General features: G+C 52.5%; 11 protein-coding genes. 1 reads left to right on the top strand and 10 read right to left on the bottom strand.

Going from position 1 to position 16227, the window contains the following annotated elements; all coding sequences use genetic code 11:
- Window positions 1-6 precede the first annotated feature (6 nt).
- From ACKGJP_RS13305 to ACKGJP_RS13265, 9 genes are read right to left on the bottom strand one after another with little or no spacing between them, the layout of a single operon-like run.
- Entirely contained in the window at window positions 7-1032 is a 1026-nt protein-coding gene (locus ACKGJP_RS13305) for a carbohydrate ABC transporter permease (RefSeq protein WP_409346113.1), read from the bottom strand.
- Between the two features lie 5 nt (window positions 1033-1037).
- Window positions 1038-1964, bottom strand: coding sequence for a carbohydrate ABC transporter permease (locus ACKGJP_RS13300; RefSeq protein ID WP_409346112.1), 927 nt, complete (start codon window positions 1962-1964; stop codon window positions 1038-1040).
- The gene (locus ACKGJP_RS13295; RefSeq protein WP_409346111.1) at window positions 1961-4246 is read right to left on the bottom strand and encodes a DUF5696 domain-containing protein; all 2286 of its coding nucleotides are present in this window, start codon (window positions 4244-4246) and stop codon (window positions 1961-1963) included. The genes ACKGJP_RS13300 and ACKGJP_RS13295 overlap by 4 nt, the downstream gene beginning before the upstream one ends.
- Window positions 4239-6335 carry a YIP1 family protein gene (locus ACKGJP_RS13290; protein ID WP_409346110.1) on the bottom strand — a complete coding sequence of 699 codons (2097 nt, stop codon included), beginning with the start codon at window positions 6333-6335 and terminating at the stop codon, window positions 4239-4241. Before ACKGJP_RS13290 ends, ACKGJP_RS13295 begins: the two co-directional genes overlap by 8 nt.
- 17 nt (window positions 6336-6352) lie before the next feature.
- Window positions 6353-7219 carry a carbohydrate ABC transporter permease gene (locus ACKGJP_RS13285; RefSeq protein WP_409346109.1) on the bottom strand — a complete coding sequence of 289 codons (867 nt, stop codon included), beginning with the start codon at window positions 7217-7219 and terminating at the stop codon, window positions 6353-6355.
- 2 nt (window positions 7220-7221) lie between these two features.
- Window positions 7222-8217: a carbohydrate ABC transporter permease gene (locus tag ACKGJP_RS13280; RefSeq protein ID WP_409346108.1), complete on the bottom strand. Its 996-nt coding sequence runs from the start codon at window positions 8215-8217 to the stop codon at window positions 7222-7224.
- Entirely contained in the window at window positions 8214-11129 is a 2916-nt protein-coding gene (locus tag ACKGJP_RS13275) for an extracellular solute-binding protein (protein ID WP_409346107.1), read from the bottom strand. Before ACKGJP_RS13275 ends, ACKGJP_RS13280 begins: the two co-directional genes overlap by 4 nt.
- Complete coding sequence (locus ACKGJP_RS13270) at window positions 11123-12238, bottom strand: ABC transporter ATP-binding protein (RefSeq protein ID WP_409346106.1); 1116 nt, start codon at window positions 12236-12238, stop codon at window positions 11123-11125. The genes ACKGJP_RS13275 and ACKGJP_RS13270 overlap by 7 nt, the downstream gene beginning before the upstream one ends.
- Window positions 12239-12277: 39 nt before the next feature.
- A complete protein-coding gene (locus ACKGJP_RS13265; protein ID WP_409346105.1) occupies window positions 12278-13654 on the bottom strand; it encodes an ABC transporter substrate-binding protein in 1377 nt (458 codons plus the stop codon).
- A 291-nt stretch (window positions 13655-13945) separates the two neighbouring features.
- On the opposite strand from ACKGJP_RS13265, the gene ACKGJP_RS13260 reads away from it, so the two are divergent.
- Complete coding sequence (locus tag ACKGJP_RS13260; protein WP_409346104.1) at window positions 13946-15055, top strand: substrate-binding domain-containing protein; 1110 nt, start codon at window positions 13946-13948, stop codon at window positions 15053-15055.
- Window positions 15056-15479: 424 nt separating this feature from the next.
- Here the strand turns inward: ACKGJP_RS13260 and ACKGJP_RS13255 are convergent, their stop codons facing one another.
- Window positions 15480-16019 carry an Ig domain-containing protein gene (locus tag ACKGJP_RS13255; RefSeq protein ID WP_409346103.1) on the bottom strand — a complete coding sequence of 180 codons (540 nt, stop codon included), beginning with the start codon at window positions 16017-16019 and terminating at the stop codon, window positions 15480-15482.
- Window positions 16020-16227 lie beyond the last annotated feature (208 nt).

The raw sequence follows: 16227 nt of genomic DNA, 5'->3' as shown, positions 1-16227 counted from the left end.
TTTCGGTCATTCCACAAGTCCGGTTCTTTCGATCCCCTGCACAAAATAGTTTTGCGCAACCATATACACGAGCAGCGGCGGCAGAATGACGAGCAGCGATGCCGCCATCTTGAGCGGCTCGTTCAAATCGAATTGTCCGGCGGCAAGTCCGCCCCCGGCCCCCGCCTTGAAGTTCAGATTGGCCTGCATCTGATCCAATTGGGTCGCCATGGCGAGAAAGCTGTCATTTTTCAAATAAAGGGAAGGCTCGAAATAGGCGTTCCAATGCCAAACCAACGAGAACAAAAAAACGATCAGCATGGCCGGCCGCGAGAGCGGCAGCATGATTTTCCAGTAAATGCGCAAAGCGCCGGCGCCGTCGATGCGCGCGGATTCTTCCATTTCCTTCGGAAGCGTGGAAAAAAATTGCCGGAAAATGACGACGAACAGAGCACCCTTGATCCCTTGGGCGAAAAGAGCAGGGACCAAAAACGGCAACGGCGAGTTCAACCAGCCGAGTTTGGAATATAACACAAAAAGCGGAATCGCCATCGTCTGTACCGGGACCAGAAACGTAAGCAAAACGATACCGAAAAGCACCTTGCCGAAAGGAACGTAAAGCCGCGCGAAAGCGTATCCGGCAAGCGCGCACGATCCGACCTGGAGGAGTGCCGCCGAAACGGCCATAAAGCCCGTATGGCCCAGCGCCTTGTAATAGTTCAACCCCGTAACCGCGTCCGTATAATTTTGCAGCTTATACCGCGTCGGGATCCATTTAACGGCGGGATCCAGCATATCGCTCACTTCCTTGAACGAAGTGGACAGCATATACAGGAGCGGCGAAACGTACAGCACCGCAACGGAGGCAAGAATGATATAGATGGCGATTTTGAACAAAAAGCCGTCGTTCAACCTTTGCCCGAGCAGCAGCAATTTCGTTTTACGGCGGATTTCCCGGCGGCCGCCCTTTTCCCGGAATCCGTTCAACCATCGGGCGATTGCACCTTCTGGCGTCCCGCGTCCCGCCAATTCCCGCTTCGTGTATTCGGCCACAGTTTTCACCTCTTCCCCAAACTCCATTTCATGGCAAGCCGCAGCAATATGCCGATCCACACAAGGATCACCGTGAAATAAATCCATCCGAGCGCGCTCGCATACCCATATCCGGTTTTCGGATCGACCATGTTCGCAAGGATGTGCTTCAATATCGGGTTAAACGGATTGGTCGACAGATCAACTACCGTATAAATCAAATTAAGGACGATAAACGGCACAATGGAAGGAAACGTAATTTTCCAAAACGTCTCCCATGGCGTAGCACCGTCCATTTGGGCGGCTTCGTAAGCGGAAGAAGAAACCGTCTGGAACCCAGCCAAAAAAATGATGACCTGAACCCCCGAAAACCAAAGGATCATAATGAATTTGCCCAGTATTCCGAGTATCGGCTCGGCCATGGTGGCGGGCAGCGCATCGTATACCAGCTCGTCGACGCGATACTGCTGCGTTAAAGGAAGATCTCCCTGTCCTTGGTTAAAAAGCTCGATCAACACGCGCCCCGAAGCGAAAACGACAGGCAGGAAGAAGATCGTTCTAAAAAACAGGCGGCCGTAAAATTTTTGATTCAATAATATCGCTACGAGGAGAGCAAAAATAACCGTTATCGGAATGATCAGGACGGCTTCCCGAACAAATAGAAACATTTGTTCCGGGAACAAGTTGTCTCTCAGGAAAGCGTATTTGAAATTATCGAAACCGACGAATCGATATAGCAAACCCGAGCCGTCCGCCGCGATTTGAATCGTATGAAAGCTGAGAAACAGCGAATAAAAGAGCGGATACGCGAGGAAACAGGCGACGCCGATCAGCCATGGGAGCAAGAACAACAGGCCTACCGCCGCCGATTTCGTTCTCATGCGTCTTCGATGGAGCAAATGCTCTTTCGGGGATAAAACGACCGACGGGGCCGTCTGACGGTTCGCGCTCACGAGTGTTCGCCCTCCTTGATTACTTGGAATGACATGCCCTCTACCCGGTGGCCTTCTCCTTCGAATGCTGCGTCGTTATAGTTGACCCAAACGATCCGGCCGTTCTCGTAAGACGTTTCGTAAACCCCGTCGGCCACTTTCCGGTGATTCCCGATGTAGCTTCTCCATACACCGCTTAGAGCCGTTTCGAAGGCGCGATACTCGCCGATGATTTTGTCTTTCAGCACCTCGAACTGGGAGCTGTACAAATTCGAGAAATTCGTCCTTTTCAAAATGCGCGAATCCCCGGCCGTGATGAAAAAATAAGGGAGAGCCCCGTATTCGATCGCGCGCAAAAACTCCACGTCGGGATTGCCCCGTTCGTTTCCTGCAGCCGCGGAGTACGTGACAAGACCATGAAGGGCGATCGGATAAAAAGGAACTTGTTCGTCCACGATGAAATCGTAGTTGTTTTCGACCGGAAATTGATGATAATGCTCCGCATAGCCGATCGTATAGGACGGGGCTCCGTACGAAATGATTTCCCCGATCGTTTCGCGCGCTTTTCGCATCGTGCTTTGATAGACGGCCGCAGAAGCGTTTCGGTCGTAAAAACGATTCCGGTTATAGTCGCTGTACAGCTTATCCATTCCCGCGATGCCCAGTCCGTTAACGGAAGTTTCCTTGTACCGTTCGACAGACTGATCGAAAACGCGTTCCATCACCCTCGGGCTCATGGCGTAAAATAGCTCGGCATTGCCGAACCAGTCGCCTTTCCGCTCGAATTTCAACGCTCTTCCATCGAGCATGCGGGCAGCTTCCGACCGCGGAGAGAATCGATTTCCGGTACGATCCGTCGCTACATTCAACGAATCGATCAAATAAACACTCATTCCGTTCTTTTGCGAGTATTCGCTTAATTGTCGGATTCCGGCAAGCCCGCCGATCCGCTTTTCGACTGGAAACCGTTTCGGCAGCCAGCCCGGATAGCCCCCATCCTGCCAGCCCGAAATCCCGAGATGCAGCCCGCGTATGTCGGCGCCGGTCAACGTTTCGGCTATTTCCTCCGTTTGTTCGAACGTGGTCGCCACGACCGTCTTATCTCGAAACCGGCCGGGTTCGCTTGTCGCCATCAGCACATCCAAATAGAGGGGAGGGCTGTTATCCGCCGTTTTCAATTTGCTCAGCTTCAAGTTTTCCGTCAAATAACGGCGGTACGATTTGGCCATCCCGACATAATCTGTCTCCGATTTCGTCAACAGCACATACCGGATTTTCAAAGGCTCCGCCATTAACGGTTTTTCGTAGCCCGTGACGGATTTCGTCAGCCCCGTAGGCTGCCGGTAAGCCCTTCTTAACCGGAAATTGCCGTTCACGGAATGAAAGCTTGTATGCAGACCGGCTGGAGCAGCGTATATATTGGCCTTATACTGCCCTTCCTCGATAACGGCCAAAAATCCGGAATCCCCCCGGTTCATGCCGAAGACCGGGTATTGAATCGGTGTACGCGGAAACCATTCCGCGATTTGCGGAACGGAAAGATCGGCGTCGAACACCGGATAATCGTACGGTGCGGACAGCGATGCGCGCTTGGCCTGAAACGATATAAGCCCGCCGGGTCCGTCTGGTACGAACAGGTAGCCGTCACGACCGCTCTGCGCAGCTGCGAAAAACGGCAAAACGTCCAGCTCCACCAGCCGATTGTCTTCCTTCTCGACAATTCCGAGATCCGGGACCCGCACTTGAAAGCCGTCTCCGGTTACGGCGTATTCGAAGTAGAAAGTGAAACCGAGGTCGTTTAGCGTATAGCGGATTCCGACACCTCCCTCGATCCGCCGCCACTCTACTTTGGCCGGATGATCGACGATATTTCCGACCGTTTCCTTGTTGTCGCTCCCTTTTAAATACCTGAACGTGAAGGGCGAATCGAGATTGGATCGCCACAGCCCCTTCGTCTGCTCCGTCTGCAGGGCTTCCAAGCTTGGATTGCTCAACCAGATCCCGTCTTGCTGCCTGCTGTCTTTCAGCGCGATGTAACCGGCGGAAGGCTCCATCCACAGGGTTACCGTCCCAGATTCCGCCATTCGATAATACGTGCGTCCTCCCGCTTCCATTGTCGCCGAATCCGGATTCCCCGTTTCCAACCGCATGTCGTCCATGTAGCGCAGCGCGTTTGTCGGATTGTAGCTGCCCGTAACGGTGCTGTGGCTTTCCCCGGAAAACCAAAGATACCCGCATAAAACAATCAGGAGAAGGACGACCGCCAATTGACCGGCTCGCTTGCCGGGCCGCTTGTTACGCACGCTGGAACAACTCCCGTCCTAACTGAATGAAAAAGTCGGCGGCCTGGTACAGCAATCCGACCAGCGCGAAACCGAACAGTCCTATGCAGCAAAGCGTAAACAAGGAAACGAAGTTCATGCCGATGACTTCCTTTAAATTGTAGTTATGCACCATTTGCGAACCGATAAAGAGCAGGACCGCCACCCATATGTAAATTCCTATAAGCGCTGCATCGTACAACGTCTTCTCCTGCAAAGTCAGTACATTGGTAATAACCCGGACCGGGAGATTGAATGCCAGAAACGGCATCAGCGCGTACGCGTTCACGATAAAGACGCCTCGCAGCGATCCTTCGCCCTTCATCACGGAGCCGACCAAATAATTGGCCAACATCCAACCGAGCAGCGGCAAAAAAAACTTCATCGCTTCCGAAGCGATGCTTACTTCAACAAACCGGTAGTCCGCGAAAATAAAACGGGTGAAAGCCATACCGGCGACATGGACGGCGAACGCCGCCGCAACAAGCAGAGCGGCAAACCATACTCTCGTATCCGGGGATTGCGCCGCATCGTACATCCCGTTCACCGGGTGCCTGAGCACATGAACCGCCATTTTGCACGAAGCCGTCCAACCGCGTTTCCAAGAGAGCGCCGCTGCTACGCCGCCTACGCCGCCTTCGCCGCTCTCCGCACCCCGCCTGTTTTTTCGCCGGCTCATCAACGTAACGCTTAACGAAATCCAAACAACGCACATGATGGTTACGATCGGGCCGAAATACCGCATCAGCCACTCCATCCGAATTTGCCAAAACGATTCGGAGTACCCCTCTTTGTCGAATGCCAATTCGAAATGCTTCATGGCTTCCCGGTATTGCCCTGCCTTGTATTCCGCTTTGGCGATTCCTCGGTAAGCTCTGTCGAACATGCCGTCTAGCACAAGAATTCGGTTCCATTTGTCCAGCGCTTCCTCGTATTTCCCTTCTTCATCCAAACGGACCGCCTGATGAACCAGTTCGCCGAATTCGGTTCGCTTGAACGACTGGATGACGCCGAGGTCTCCGTCCGTTACATAAATATCGCCTTTGCCGTTCACGCCGACGCCGGTCGGTCTTTTGAACAATCCGAAGCGTGGCGAGACGGTGAAGTCGCTCCCGAACCGGAACAGTCTTTTTCCCGATTGATCGTACTGGTATATTCTCCCGCCAGCCGATTCGATGACGGTGATAATCCCGGAGCGATCCACCGCAACCGACTGGAACGAAAATCTGCTCGTCGGGCCGAGCCATGGAGCATAGTTCATATCATGCAGCAGATCGTTTCCGCCCGAGCTGAGGCGCTTCAGCTGCCCCTTCTTCAAGTCGCGGTTTACGGAATAAATAAATCCCCGGTGATCTACAGTCATATTCGTAATCGCTCCCGGGAGCTTCTTCTGTTCCTCGTTCAACTGTTCGTCTGTATAAAACTTGCGTTTCATGCGATCCAACCAACTGTACGGTACTTTATTCGATCCGAAAAAGCCTGCAAAATCCCCTTCCGGCGTGAGCTGAAGCAGTCCTTGGTACCCGCCTTTATTGGCGATGTACATGTAACCGCGTTTGTCCAGCACGATTTTGGAAGGAACGAACAAATAGCTTGCCGGAAGATACGTCGAATTCGGCCGGACAAACTCCTTGACGAATTCGCCGCTCGCGTTAAAGACGACGATTCTTCTGCTCCCCGTATCCGCCACGTACATATCGCCGGTTTCGGTAATAAACAGCCCCTCCGGCCGCCGCAAGCGCGATTTCGAGTTCGGCTCCCGGAGCTTCTCCGGATCCGGGATCGTTCGGATCCATTTGCCATTCCGGTCCAGATGCACGATCCGATCGTTGCCGGTGTCGGCGACATAGATTTCGTCCGAAGCCGTAATGACCAGATGCTCCGGGTTTTGAAATCCTTCGATGAGCTTGTCGGGCACATATCCGTGGGGAGCGGGTATGATTGTTCCGGATGAATCCGTCGATGTGGTCCAGTACGGTAGCGCGGCCTCCGCTTCCGAAGTACAGCCGGCCAATGCTGCAACGATCGCGAGCATGAAACCGGCCAACCGTTTAAGAGCAATACGCTTCATCTTCATGCTCCGATCCGTCATTTGATTCCCGAATGCGCCATCGTCGCCATCACTTTCCTTTGGCAAAAAAGGAAAATGAGCAAATTCGGGATAAACATGAGCAGCGTCGCCGCAGCGGAGATCCCCTGCCCCACCACGTTGTTGGAAATGCCGCTTGTCAAGGTGAGCACATAATAAGGCAGCGTTTTCATCGATTCCGTCTGCGTGTAAAGATTGGATGTCTCCAATTGCTGCCAAGACGATTGGAACGCCAAAATGCCTACGGTTGCAATGGCCGGCAAGCAGACCGGCATGACGATTTTGGCGAAAATGACGAATTCGCCCGCTCCGTCGATCTTAGCTGCCTCCATCAGTTCACCGGGAATTTGGTCGATGAACTGCTTCAGCAAAAAAACCGAGACCGGCGCCGCCAACAGCGGGAGCGTATGGGCGAAATACGTATTCATGATCCCCAGGTTCGCCACGACGAGATATCTCGGAATGGATACGGTTTCAGGCGCGAACATCAATGCGAGAATGATCATGGCGAAGAACAGTTTCCCCCCGGGAAATTTGTGCTTCGAAAACGCGTAGGCGGCCATGGCGCTGACCGAGACGACACCTGCGACCGTCAAGCCGGTGGTCAACACGCTGTTGAATAAATATCGGGTAAAAGGAATGGCCATCGTCTGCGATTTCAGAAATAAATCTTTGAAATTTTGCAGCGTAGGCTCTCTCGCCCAAAACCGCGGGGGGTAAAGAAACAGCTCGTTGATCGGTTTGAATGCGTGATTGATCGTATAAATGATCGGAAGCGCCATAAACGATCCCAGTAGTACGAGAGAAATAAACGCGATTCTCTGAAACGGATCGGTCTGTTTCCATGCGCGGAGCGCTTTTTTCAAAGCTACCCCTCCCCTTTGCCGCCAAATAGTTGAAATGCCAGCCTGTTCGCCGCGTAAACGATGACGAGGAGAATGACCGATAATGCGGCCGCATAACCGAGCTCATAGCGAATCAGGGCAAAATCGTCGATGTGGTTGATCATCAAATGACCGGAATACTGCGGCGTGATCGGCGATCCTGAAGCCGCTTGGGCCAGCATGGAGCCGATGAGACCGGCCTTCAGCGTTCCGACGACGGACATGACGGCGCCGAACAGCATCTGCGGTTTGATAGCGGGAACGGTGATGTAGTAAATTTCCTGGAGCCGGTTGGAGATGCCGTCTATGGCGCCGGCGTCGTAAAGCTCGCGATTTACGGTTTGGAGGCCGGCAAGCATCGCCAGAAAGCCGACCCCCATGCTGGCCCATAATGATACGGCAATCATAATCGTCATGAATTCGTTCGGATCCTGAAGCCACAACTTCGGTTGCTCGATCAGCCCCAGGTGGAGCAGCAGGTTGTTGACGTAACCGACGCGGTCTCCGCTGAACATGACGGGCCATACGACGATAAACGCGGCGCCGGCAGCGAGCGAAGGCGCATATAAAGCGAGGGTGAAATAATCGCGTATCGATTTGGGCAATTGCTGAATGAGCCATGCCAGGAAAAAGGAAAGCATATACCCGGCGGGCCCGACGATGACCGCGAATTTGAACGTATTGGGAATCGCGTACTGCAAAAAGATGCGGTCCTGCGTCCAAATCGCCAGAAAATTGTCCCATCCGACAAACCTCGGCCTGGATATGGCGTCGAACGAAAAGAACGACAGTCCGATCGCAACCGTAACCGGAATGAAGATAAACAGCAGAAAAGCGATCATAAAAGGGGCAATGAATAAATACGAAATGCGATGCTTCCATATAACGGACAGGAAAGCCCTTTTGCCCGTTGTGATCCGTTCGGCGTACTCCGCAACGGGCGTCGCCGGACCGTTCTCCGCTTCTACGGTCGCTTTCATCGTTCCACCTCCCCGCTCCACGGTTTCGCAACGGGAAGCACATCGAGCGGATGCAGAATGGTACCCGTCCTGTCGCGCAACCCGAATTCGATCTGTTTGCGGAACATTTCCCGGTTCATGTCGTGGACGGCGGTTTCCAACGATTCCCTGACGTTTTGTTTGCCAAGCACGACTTTGTTCCAGGCGAAGTCGAGCTGCCTTTGAGTGAAGTAGCCCCCGGGCAATTGCGGCGCTTCTTTGTACCATTTCCACTGTTCCCTGATTGTGCGCAGATGGTCGGAGGGCCACGGCAGCTTCGCGAATGCGTTCATATTTGCTGTGTTCCAGCGGAACTCCGGCCCGTTCAACGCTTCGATGTCATGCCCGAATCGCGTCTGGGTTTCCTCGGAAGTCCACCATTTGACAAACTCCCACGCCTGCTCTTTCTTATCGGTTTTGTTGAAAATGACCGCGGCCTGCATCGGTCCGCCGGCCCACCGTTCCACGGTGCCGTCCGGCTTGCGGACACCCGGAATCGGATATATGCTCCACTTCCCTGAGAGCTCCGGTGCGGCGAATTGAATTTGCAGGTACGTGTTGAAGTCCGCAATGCCGATAGGAATGTCCCCCTTGCGGAAATGATTGAAGAAGCTCGGCACCTCTCTCGGCAGTTGAAACAGGGAGAACATTTCCGTCCATTGCCGAAACCCGTTGTAGGCGTTCTCGCTGTCCAAAGCCGACGTTAGACCGTTCCTCGCATACAGCTCGGCCCCGTTCTGGAACAGAAACGGTGCGTAGTCTTTGGGGTTCAAATAGAAATCGTAGCCGTTTTGCTGAAGCGTCGGCAGTAATTTATACACATCCTCCCATGTATCGGGCGGCTTCAGCTTGAGTCCGTCCATAATGTCGGTACGGCAGACGAGCACCTGAAACCCCTGGATTTCAGGCAGCGCGTAATCGCCGTTATTGTAATGAAACACACGGAGGGCTCCCGGTTGAAACGGTTTTGAAACGTTCTCGTAATCGGGAAAATCGGCCAAATTCACCAGCGCTCCGCGCATGGCAAAGTCGACCGGCATTCCATGGTCTACGCCAAGTGCGACATCCGGTTGGATGCCCGCGGCGTTTCCGAGAATAAACATTTGAGGGTCGGGTACGATGTTGACATTGACGGCAATGCCGGTTTGGGACGTAAACGTTTCGTCGGCCAGCTGCTGAATCAACCGGACATAGTCCCTGCCGCGATTTACCCAGACGTCAATGGCGTTCGAATCGTTCCGGCGAAAATCGTAATCCGTCGTAAATGTCCGGACAAAGGAAAGAACCGAATATCGCAGGTTATCGATCCACGTAGGCGTAGTCCGGGGTTTTTCCGCGCCAGGCGCGGCCACCCAAAAATAATCCAGCAAAAGCGGCTGATCCAACAAACGGTATAACCAAGTACTCAAATTTCTTTGCATTTTGGTAAATCTGCTGAGCTCGTTCGGAATATCTCCAGCGTGGTCCTTCATATCCGCAAGTTCCCTCGCCGCCATGCGAAGCGCGTTCTCGGCATCCGACGTTCCGCCCGCAGACAGCTCTTGGAGTCGATCCGCCAATTGAAGCATGTCACCAATCGCTTGATCGAACCGTTCCGCAAAGTCCGGGATATATTTGGCCAGATCCCAATCCCGGTTCATGTCCGTATTCCCGCTCGCGGTCGTTTTATCGAAGTTGCCGGTTACTTTGCGTATGGAATATTCCAATTCCGCGATGCGGTCCAAGTTCCGTCGTATTCCGTCATATACCGGTTTGATCGGTGCCGCCGTAGCCGTCATCCCGAGGACGTGCTTTCCTTGTTGAAGCCGGAACTTGATCGGCTTCCCTTCCCGATTCGACAACAAGCGCCCTTGCCATTCGGGCGAATAAGGAAAACCGGTCTCCAGCATTTCGCGGTAAGGCGTCTTTCCGTCTATTGTAATCGTTCGGAAAGCATAAAAATGATTCAAATACGTCTGCAAAAATTTGAAGCCGATTTCGTATTCGCCGTCTTCCGGTACTTCAAATTCCCACTCCACCCACTGTCCGCTTTGACGGAACTGTTCTCCCCCCAGCGCGTTAAACCGAATCGATCGTTCGACCGGCGGCGACATTCCGGCATAACCCGCGGACTGCAATTGAACGGACGGATTCGATTTGGCATGGATATTTTCCGCTTCGAATCGTTGAATCCATGCAGATTCGCCGTCTTTCCCGGAATGCCCGGACACGTTTCGTCCGGAATCCGCATAGAAGGGGGGAACCGTCGCGGGAGCAATCACGATTTCTTTAATTTTGACGGGCTGCTGTTTCCCGATAAGCCGAATCGTGTGCTCGCCTTTGGCCAAGTTCCATTGCAACGGCCCGGCGGTTGCGTCGAAAGCGGAGAACCAGGCGGACTTCCATCCTTGAACTTCCTGCGACCGGGGTCTTTGATCGTTTCCGAACGAATCTCTGGCGGGAGGGTATGCATCATGAACATAACGGCGCGTCAAATATAGCGTCTCCGCCTCGGCGAACGGATACGTGCCGTCGATCTGGACGCCGCGCACCATATTCACGCCCTGCTCGTTCAAAGAATCGTATACCAGTCCGATATGATACGGCCCGTCATCCCGAATCGTTATTTTCCATTCGGCCCATCCCGTTTCTCCGTCCCATGCCAGGTGATCGCCCTGCTTCCGAATTTGCTGCGGATCTGAAATCTCGGCGGCCTCGACGGCCTTGATGAACTGTTCCTCCTTCTGCCCGGGCGATGCGGCCTGACTGACCCATACCGCCGATTCGGCTTCATTCCCGCCGAGTTTCGCGCGGTCGTCGTATTCCGCATTCCCGTTTCCCGTCCTGCCCATTACGGCCAGCACGAGGCAGCAGGCGGTTATGAGGATAGCGCGAATATGTCCGGCTTTTAACATATCCGTTCCTCCGTATTCGGATCGAAGAAATGAACATGATCCATATCCAATCGGGCGCTCACCTTATCGCCTTCTTCGACAGGGCAGTTTAACGGGTCGACGCGGGCGATCAGCCGGTGGTCCCCGTTGCTGATGTGCAAGTAAGCGTCCGAGCCCATGAATTCCAGCAGTTCGACCCTGTTGTCGAAGCTGTTCGAGTCGAGGCCGTTCGTAACGACCGAAGTACACAGCACTTTTTCGGAACGGACGCCCAGCACGACCGATTTATTCAAATAGCCCGATTCCAGCAGCGAGCTTCTTTTGGTTTCGCCGATCGGCAGCGAATATTTTCTCGTATCGAAATAACAACGGCCTGCATCGCTTCGTACCGATCCGGAAATAAAGTTCATGGGAGGCGTCCCGATGAAACCCGCGACAAACATATTTTCGGGGACATGATAAATCTCTTTGGGCGTCCCTACCTGCTGCATAATCCCTTCCTTCATGACGACAATGCGGCTCCCCATCGTCATGGCCTCGATCTGGTCATGCGTTACATAGATGGTCGTTCTTTGCAGCTTGCGGTGCAGCTTCGTTATTTCTTCGCGCATCTGGACGCGAAGCTTCGCGTCCAGGTTCGACAGCGGTTCGTCCATCAAAAACACTTCCGGTTCGCGGACGATGGCGCGGCCCAGGGCGACGCGCTGACGCTGGCCGCCCGACAGTTGTCCGGGCCGTTTGCTCAAATAAGCTTCGAGCTCCAAAATTTTTCCCGCGCGGATCACCCTTTCATGAATTTCGTGTTTGGCCATTTTTCGCAGCCTCAAACCGAAAGCGATGTTTTCATATACGGACATGTGAGGGTATAAAGCGTAATTTTGAAATACCATGGCGATGTTGCGGTCTTTGGATGAAACATAATTGACCATCGTCTCGCCGATATACATTTCACCTTCCGAGATGTCTTCAAGCCCGGCGATCATGCGAAGCAGCGTCGACTTGCCGCAGCCGGAAGGGCCGACAAGGACCAGAAATTCGCCATCCGCAACATCAAGGTGAAAATCATCAACCGAGTACCGTCTCTCCCCGGGGTACTTTTTCATTACGTGGCGAAAAATCACCTTTCCCATAAACGATTTACCCCTCCCGGTAAAAACGTGGCCGATCGATCATTTATACTGGTTTTTCAGACTGTCGAGATCTTTGTTCAGTTTTTCGGCGGCCGGCGGGAAATAGTCGTAAGGACTCGCTTCCTCCCCGTAACCCTTACCGTTGGTCCAATCCGTAATCATCTTCCCGCTGACGCTTCCGCCCAGCATAATGATCGTGGGATCGATTTTCGCTATTTTGGAGGCATACACAAGCGCATCGTTGTTCAGTCCCTCGAACTGCTTATGGGCTTTGAAGTAATTGACGATTTCGGGGTTGTCGGTATTCGGAAACGTTCCGCCGGCGTCGATCAACAGCTTTTGCCCTTCCGTCGTCGCGGCCCAAAATTTCATGAATTCCCATGCCTCTTCCTTATGCTTGCTCGCCTTCGAAACAAACATCGGGTTGATGAAGCTCATCCCGGCCTGTTTCGCCGTGCCCCGGGGCATCGGTGCCACGTCCCAGCCGAATTTTAAACTATTTTTGAATCCCGGTATATTCGGCGATACATGGAGCGTAAACAACGATTGTCCGTTCATCCACATGGTCGCTTGCGCCTCCGGCAGCCCTTTTTCTTTCGCCCGCTTCGGATTCAGCATAATTCCGTCTTTCGTAACCCAATCCAGCATCCATTGCAAATCGGCGAGAACGTCCGGCTGATCGGCAACGCTCTTCGTCATATCGCCGTTCAACATATTGAAATTTTCCGCGTGGCCGTTCACATAAGGCAGAACCGTCGATCCGAATTGGAACCATAAGGCGTGATTCGATATGCCGTAATGATTTTCCGCCGGATTGGTCGCTTTCTTCGCCATAAGCTTCAGGTCTTCCCAAGTCCAGTCGTTTTTCGGAGGCTCAAGACCGTACTTTTTCAGCAAATCTTTGTTGTAATACACCAGAAAAACGTCATTGCCCCTCGATAATGCGTATTGTTTTCCTTTCCATTGAAACGTCTCGAGGTAGCCGGGCAAAAATTTGTAAGATTTAAAGTCCGGGTCTTTCCCGATGTATGGAGTCAAATCCTCCGCAAAATCCTTGATCACCGTATCTACGAACGAATTGTGCCAGAACACGTCAATCGGATCACCGGCGGCAATGCTCTGCGTCACGGCATCATGGACGGCTCCGGGTCCTTTGTCGACGAAAATCCACTCCACGTTGATCCACGGGAATTTTTTGGTAAACGCTTTCGGAATCGCTTGAAAAGGCTCGTTATCTTTCCCCACCCATGTAGCGATCTTGATGGTTACCGGTTGCTTTTCCGTTTTTTTGGTCGGTTCTGCGGAACCTTCAGGTTCCGTCTTCGTTCCCCCGCTTCCGCCACAGGCTGCTGCGACAACAGCAAGCATCATTACGATCAAGAGCATGATTACCGATTTTGATTTCTTATTTGGCATGGGTCGCTCCCCTTTTCATCAAAAATGAAACGCCGACTTTTGCATGACTGCATCCCGAAAGCACAATTGAATGTCTGTAACATCAACCACCTCCGATACATGTACATCATGAAATAACGCCTTGTGTCTCGCATTGTGATACGAAGTATACGTATGTGTTATACTTTGTATGATAATAGTATTCTTTTTTGAAGTCAATACTATATTTTCCATCTTTATTCAAACTCCGTATACGTTATGTTGCGATTTATTGCCATATAAAGTATACTTTAATGGTGATGAGGTGAATTCATGGTACAGCACAAAAAAAAGCCGATTTACCAACAGATTGTCGAAGATCTGAAAAGAAAAATAAGGCTCGGAGAGATAACGAAGGATCAACCGCTCCCAACTCAGATCGAGCTCGCGAAAATGTATGACACGAGTGAAATATCGTCGAGAAGAGCGCTTACGGAGCTGGTGAACGAAGGTTTGATTTTCCGTGTCCGCGGTAAAGGCAGTTTTCTGGAACAAAGCGGAAGCGGCGACATCTCGGCGGAACGGTCGATGGAAATTCGCATCCTGTATTTGATATACCGCAGCAATCATTTCCGCATGTTCAATCACCGATTTTACGACGGATTGTTGTCGGGCCTTCACGAGGTTTGCGATGAACACGGAGTCGACTTCCATACATGGGAAGTCGGTCCGGAGTACGAGTTGCCGAATGAACCTGATATCGGTTTAGTTTGCCTCCCTCATGTGCCCGGCGGCGAGGAAATTCCGATAGAAATGTTAAAAAAGTGGAAAGAAGAACGCCGGCGGCTTGTGACCGTTCATTTCTTTTACCCTCATCTTCAACTGCCTTATGTGATCGGCGATAATTTGACGGGCGGATATTTGGCTACGGAACACTTGTTGTCCCTCGGCCACAAAAGGATCGGCATTATTTTAACCGGCGTGTCGCGGCTGAAAATGAACCAGGAGTTTTCTCTCCGCCTTGAAGGGTACAAGTTGGCGCTGTCCCAGCACCGCATCGAGTTGGACCCCGAACTAGTTTGTGTCGTCGAAGGAAATCAAGAGATGGAGGAAATGGGGCAGCAAGGCCTTAAGAAGCTGCTCGATTTGAGCAACCCACCTACGGCGATCTTCGCAACGAGTGATTATAAAGCGTTAGGAGCGGTGAAAACGGCCAGGAGCATGGGGTTGGATATACCGGGGGATCTTAGCATCGTCGGATACGACGATATTGTAATTAGTCAATATACGTTGCCCGGATTGACGACAGTCGACCAAAATTCCGAGCTGATGGGGAAACGTGCGGCCCAAATCCTCCTGACGGAATGGAATAATGAAAACCGAAAAGACGAAATCGTGCCGAAATTAATCGTTAGGGACAGCACAGGCGAATTGCAAAAATGAAAAAGGTTACGTTGTTTGTTTCCAGTCGAGCAGAGGCAAGTTAGCCTCTGTATTTGCGGGAAAAATTCAGTACAGCCCGTTTGATATCAGTCTTAAATCGCTTCTCTTCCTGATTTTATCAGGAGTAACGGCTGGTGCTTTTTGCACAAGAGCTAATCTTCCTGTCGCAGAAATAACCGCTGCCTAGGATTCTTGAACAACGGCGTCTTATAATTACCGTGCCGTGCGTTTGCCGAGGAAGAACAATCCGTATAACCAAAGCCCGATGTCCCTATCAGGGGTATCGGGCTTTGGTTTCTTCGTAATTCAAGTCAATATATCCCGCTCCGATTTTGCACTCCGTACTGCCTCTAAATCATCATAGTCGGGCTTCATTTTAACAAAAAAGTCGACATTAATTATTCATGATCTATGTGGAAACTTGTCAATCTTGCAGCTGTGTTAAAGCGTCGATATCCTCTATCGGCAAGGCCGCAAAGCCGGCTTCGATATGTTTGCCTTTCTGCGCCTGCAGGCGAGCCGAATCGATAGTAACCTCGATCCGGAACGTAAGCCCGGATCGATTCCCTGTGCGGTCTACCGCGGTTACGGTAATCTCGTGAACCCCGATGTGCAAATCGAGCGGCGCGAACTCCAGCGCATCCACAACTGCGCCATCGAAGCTCAACGCAGTTGCGGCTACGCCGCTGACGGCATCCTCCACAGAAACAATCCCGTGCCAAGCTTCCGTCTGCGGAAACCGAGCCGGCGCATCAAGGACGATCTCCGGCGCCATGCCGTCCACCGTCACTTGAGCGGAGGCTTCAAAGCTTCCGTCCTCGGTCTTCACTGTAATGACAGTGAAGCCGTCTCCTGCCGCCGTGACGTTGCCGTTCCCGTCAACCGCTGCCACCTGGGAATTACCGGTGATCCAGGTTACGTTCGGATTCGTCGCGTCCGCCGGCGCGATCTTGGCTGTCAACATGCCTGCGGCGTTCGTATTCGGATTCCAGCAGCGTTTACGGCGTAAGCGTTACGCCAGTCACCGGTTCAGGCGCTGTCGTATACGGATAAAAAGACTTAGCGTTCGGCCAGAGCGGAGTCCTCGCGATGTCCGTCAACCCGGGTGCCAATCGGAACGCAATATACCGATTAACACGAAATAAACCCTCCCTTGATAGACCGTGATCAAG

Source organism: Paenibacillus litoralis, assembly GCF_046244365.1.
Classification (GTDB): Bacteria; Bacillota; Bacilli; order Paenibacillales; family NBRC-103111; genus Paenibacillus_V.
The sequence above is the reverse complement of the archived record's forward strand: the minus strand, read 5'-3'. Positions and strand labels throughout refer to the sequence as shown.

What these genes read in the sequence shown, in the direction of transcription:
- ACKGJP_RS13265 (WP_409346105.1), bottom strand. Translation starts at nt 13,654, where the DNA reads ATGCCAAATAAGAAATCAAAATCGGTAATCATGCTCTTGATCGTAATG.
- ACKGJP_RS13290 (WP_409346110.1), bottom strand. Translation starts at nt 6,335, where the DNA reads ATGAAGCGTATTGCTCTTAAACGGTTGGCCGGTTTCATGCTCGCGATC.
- ACKGJP_RS13280 (WP_409346108.1), bottom strand. Translation starts at nt 8,217, where the DNA reads ATGAAAGCGACCGTAGAAGCGGAGAACGGTCCGGCGACGCCCGTTGCG.
- ACKGJP_RS13255 (WP_409346103.1), bottom strand. Translation starts at nt 16,019, where the DNA reads ATGTTGACAGCCAAGATCGCGCCGGCGGACGCGACGAATCCGAACGTA.
- ACKGJP_RS13260 (WP_409346104.1), top strand. Translation starts at nt 13,946, where the DNA reads ATGGTACAGCACAAAAAAAAGCCGATTTACCAACAGATTGTCGAAGAT.
- ACKGJP_RS13275 (WP_409346107.1), bottom strand. Translation starts at nt 11,129, where the DNA reads ATGTTAAAAGCCGGACATATTCGCGCTATCCTCATAACCGCCTGCTGC.
- ACKGJP_RS13270 (WP_409346106.1), bottom strand. Translation starts at nt 12,238, where the DNA reads ATGGGAAAGGTGATTTTTCGCCACGTAATGAAAAAGTACCCCGGGGAG.